Here is a 4321-nt window from a genome sequence, read left to right as displayed (position 1 = left end):
ACCCTCGATCTGTCCTCAAACCTGGGGTTTCTCGAGGGTCCGCGCTGATTTCTTGAAAGTTTCAATACAAACCGAACGAGCAACAATAACCAAGTTTAAAGGAGAAGGATTATGTCGATTTTGGCCTGGATCGTATTGGGTCTGATTGCTGGGTTCATAGGCAGCAAGCTAGTAAACAAGAGTGGCGAAGGAGTGATTCTCGATATCGTGCTGGGAATCGTTGGCGCTGTCGTTGGGGGCTGGGTCTTCACCATGTTCGGAGCCCACGGCGTATCCGGCGTGAACCTGTATAGCCTGTTTGTCGCTGTGATCGGGGCGGTGCTCATCTTGGTTGTTTACCATGCCGTCAGAGGTGGAAGAACGCGCGCGTAAGCTGCTGCACCGTGGGGAATCTCGTCCTCACATCTATTGACCGTATACGGCTCGTGCGATCTTAGTAAAGGAGACTCAGCGCGCACGTTGGGGGAGTGACTTGCTGAGCGTGACTAATTTCGGAAACATAACTGTGCGGATTTCCTCGTTACTGCAGTTCGATCCATCAGAGGATGCATGCCGCACCTCTCAGGAGAGGGCCACTTTTCCCGACACATCGAGCCCTGCACTTCGCAGTAAGCCGGCAACCCCGGATTCCGATAGACGGGAGGAATCGTATTCGATTCGGAGCGTGCGCTCTTTTCCGTTTACAGTCATGCGCCAGATACCATAGACGTCACGCACGCGGGCCATCGCGCGCGTCTGAACTTCTGTTAGTTGGGTGCCATAGCGAAAAGCAACGTTTATTAAAGTCATTGTCCAACCCATCCTTGCGTACACCAACCAAGATACGATCAGTGCTCGCCCATCCTAGGCTTGCATTGCTGCAAGAGAATTACTGAGCAAGATAGCTCAATTCGGCATACGCCCAGCGTGAGTAATCAAAATAGAGTTGAAATTGCGAGAAAGATGTCGCCGTCTTGGTAAAGATGAAACCACCTCTGAAATCCGATTTCTAATCTTCTGCTGGAATGGATACCAACCGGGAGTTCACCAATGCTCACGCACGCCATACGTGCCGCGGTGAGCTATCTTGCTCAGACAAGAAACTCTGCTCCTGCCATGATTAATTTGCCCGAGTGTGTGGATCGAATCGTGGCCGCTGATTCGCAGTTCCAATTTCTCGGTCGCTGCGACCGTTACTGGTGACCTCACCCGAAAGCGACCACATCCAGAAGACCGGCATTCAAGCCGTGCGTTGTCGATCAATCCGGCGAACACGATCGATCCACAAGAGCTCCCGACAGCTGAACTTGCGCATCCGCGTTTCACGCGAGATGTGAGAGGTGTCCGCAGGAAGGAAACGTCAAAGACTATGCCCTTACTTCAAGCAGCAGAGATTCTGGTGGTAGTAGGCGTCCTGCTATGCCTGGTGAACCCATTCATTCCTATGCAGTCGTCTATCAAGTCAATTCTGAACGCGGTGGGTAGTGATTGCGGTAGTTGTGTGGCCGCTCAACGCGTTAGGGCTCTTTCATTCGCTATCCCGCATGCGCATCGGATCGTGAAGGATGAGTTCAGGCAACCAACACGGACATGAGATGCGAACCCAACGTTCCAACAACGTAACACGGCAGACAACTGCCTGAAGGAGATCCTTTGAAAAATAAGCTTTTGCTAACAGCAGCAGTGCTTCTCAGTACGAGCGCCTTTGCCCAAACCAATTCTCAAACAGAACTCGTAGTAGAACCCATGAACCCGACTCCCGTTTTTCACGTGTCCGTGACCAGCCGTAGCGTGCAGGCGATCAATTACAAGCATCGCGGCGGAGCCACCAAGCTGGATTTTGCCGGGACGGAACTGATGCCTGCCGCGACTGGCCAGGCCAAAGTGGAGAGCAAGAAAGGTTACACAGAAATCGAAGTTGAATTTGCCAATCTGCAAAAACCCACGACGTTCGGTGGCGAGTATCTCACTTATGTCCTGTGGGCAATCTCTCCAGAAGGCCGGGCAGTTAACCTCGGCGAAATCCTAGTTGGCGATAACCATCGCAGCAAGGTGGACGTCACCACCGATCTGCAGGCCTTTGCACTGGTCGTCACAGCCGAACCTTATTATGCAGTGCGGCAGCCCAGCAACGTCGTCGTGATTGAGAATGTGGTCCGCGCCGATACCAAGGGAACCACCGAGGCCATGAACACCAAGTATGAACTCATGGAGCGCGGCGGCTACATTCCGACCGGCTACAAATTCGATCCTGTGGTTCTGAATACTCGCCTACCGTTGGAGTTCTTCGAAGCGCGCAATGCTGTGCGCATTGCGGAATCCGAGGGCGCAGAGCAGTATGCGAGCGACAGCTATCAGCATGCGGTCCGGCTCATGGATAAGGTTGATCAACTCGCCACCGACAAGCACGCGGACCGGAAAGCTATGATCGCGGTCGCGCGCGAAGTCGTGCAAACAGCAGAAGACGCTCGCGCAATCACCGTCAAGAAAATCGATGAGCAACGTCAGGCCAACGAACGTCAAGCTGCCGCCAATGCGCAAGCACAAACCCAGGCCGAAGCAGACGACGCTACGCGGCAGAAGCAGCAGGCCCAGTCGGACCAGGCAAGAGCGGAGATCGCCAAAGCTCAGGCAGAATCAGACACCGCCAACGCGCAAGCGGCGACACGCGAGGCACAAGCCGCCACCGCAAATGCTGAAGCTGCAAAAACGCAAGCCGAACTTAACGCGGCGAATGCACAAGCCGACAAGCAACAAGCTGACTCTGACGCCGCAACGGCCCGCGCCAATGCTGCCGATTCTCAGGCGGACTCAGACAAAGCGCGAGCCGATATGGCGGACAGCCAGGCTGCTTCAGCGGCCGCAGTTTCCGCGGCCCAGGCTGATGCTGATCGATCCCGCGCGGCCGCCCAGCAAGCTCAATTGAAAACCGATCAGGCCGAAACCGACAAATTGGCAATGCGCGCCAAACTGTCCGAGCAGTTGAACGCAGTCCTTCAGACTCGCGACAGCGCTCGGGGTCTCATCGTCAGCATGTCCGATGTCTTGTTCGAAAGCGGAAAGTACTCGTTAAAGTCGGGCGCTCGCGAGAAGCTGGCGAAAGTGGCCGGTATTCTACTCGCCTACCCAGGACTGAATATCGCAGTCGGCGGCTACACGGACAATGTGGGCGGCGATACGATGAATCAGAAACTCTCTGAGAATCGCGCGGGTTCGGTACGTGACTACCTGGTGCAAGAAGGGGTCTCGGCGAACTCGGTGACAGCTCAGGGATATGGCAACAGTTCACCGGTTGCCACAAACAATAACGCCGCTGGCCGCCAGCAGAACCGAAGGGTTGAACTCGTGGTCTCCGGCGAGGCCATCGGCCACCCGGTAGATGCAACCACGGGGAGCTTGCGCTAAAAGCGCCGGCGTCGAGTCGGGATTGCGACCTGAATCTCGATGGAATGGCGAGAGTTTCCTCGTGGTCTTCGTCGTTCCTGGTTTATTGGAGCGGACCGAACAAGGGATCGAAGGTCACGGGGGAAGTTCAACTCAGAAACTCCGAACGTTTTGCGAGATCGAGAAAGGAGTGAAATATGCTTGGAATCATACTGATCGTGATTTTGCTTTTAGTGCTCTTTGGTGCGCTGCCCCGCTGGTCGCACAGTCGAAGCTGGGGCTATGCCCCGAGCGGCACGGTAGGCCTGATCCTTGTCGTTGTGGTGATTCTGCTGCTCCTCGGCAGGATCTAGAGTATGCGTGACATTCCGATATTGTCCGGGGCCGCAGCGAAGCGCCGGCTCCGGTTTTCTCCCCGCGCGTCAGCGCTTCTGCTTGTAATGCTTCTGTGCAGCGGTGGCTTGTCCGCGTACTCGGTTCTGACGCATGAAGAAATTGTGGACCTGCTATGGGCTGACCAGATCCGCCCTCTCCTGCTCAAGCGATTTCCCGGACTGACCGACGACCAGATCAAAGAGGCCCACGCCTATGCTTACGGGGGAGCCGTCATTCAGGATCTCGGCTACTACCCGTTCGGCAGCCGAGAATTCAGCGACCTAGTGCATTACGTTCGCAGCGGAGACTTTGTTCGCGAGTTGATACTTGAGAGCCGGGATGTCAACGAGTACGCCTTCGCGTTGGGCGCGCTGTCGCACTACGCAGCGGATGTTGCGGGTCACCCAGCCGTCAATCAGGCAGTCGCGATCGAGTATCCGAAGCTGCGGGCGAAGTATGGCAAGTCCGTACGGTATGCCCAGGACAAGACAGCGCATTTAAAAACCGAATTCGGTTTCGACACCGTGCAGGTCGCGAAGAACCGCTACGCCTCCCAGCAGTATCACGATTTTATCGGCTTCGA

The 4321-nt window shown here is 55.5% G+C and carries 5 protein-coding genes; 4 read left to right on the top strand and 1 reads right to left on the bottom strand.

Annotated elements, in window-relative coordinates; genetic code table 11:
* Positions 1–111 precede the first annotated feature (111 nt).
* Positions 112–372: a GlsB/YeaQ/YmgE family stress response membrane protein gene (locus tag VFU50_01705; protein HEU5231546.1), complete on the top strand. Its 261-nt coding sequence runs from the start codon at positions 112–114 to the stop codon at positions 370–372.
* A gap of 189 nt (positions 373–561) precedes the next feature.
* Here the strand turns inward: VFU50_01705 and VFU50_01700 are convergent, their stop codons facing one another.
* Positions 562–789 carry a hypothetical protein gene (locus tag VFU50_01700; GenBank protein ID HEU5231545.1) on the bottom strand — a complete coding sequence of 76 codons (228 nt, stop codon included), beginning with the start codon at positions 787–789 and terminating at the stop codon, positions 562–564.
* Between the two features lie 936 nt (positions 790–1725).
* Between VFU50_01700 and VFU50_01695 the strand changes: the two genes are divergently transcribed.
* The 3 genes from VFU50_01695 to VFU50_01685 all read left to right on the top strand — a co-directional run.
* Complete coding sequence (locus VFU50_01695; GenBank protein HEU5231544.1) at positions 1726–3384, top strand: OmpA family protein; 1659 nt, start codon at positions 1726–1728, stop codon at positions 3382–3384.
* 176 nt (positions 3385–3560) lie between these two features.
* Positions 3561–3716 (top strand): DUF3309 family protein, encoded by a 156-nt coding sequence (locus VFU50_01690; protein ID HEU5231543.1) that lies wholly within the window; start codon positions 3561–3563, stop codon positions 3714–3716.
* Between the two features lie 144 nt (positions 3717–3860).
* Positions 3861–4321: zinc dependent phospholipase C family protein (locus VFU50_01685; GenBank protein HEU5231542.1), on the top strand; the 461-nt coding region annotated here is incomplete at its 3' end.

It is taken from the genome of Terriglobales bacterium, from assembly GCA_035764005.1.
Lineage (GTDB): Bacteria > Acidobacteriota > Terriglobia > Terriglobales > Acidobacteriaceae > Gp1-AA112.
This window is presented reverse-complemented; position numbering and strand designations above follow the sequence as displayed.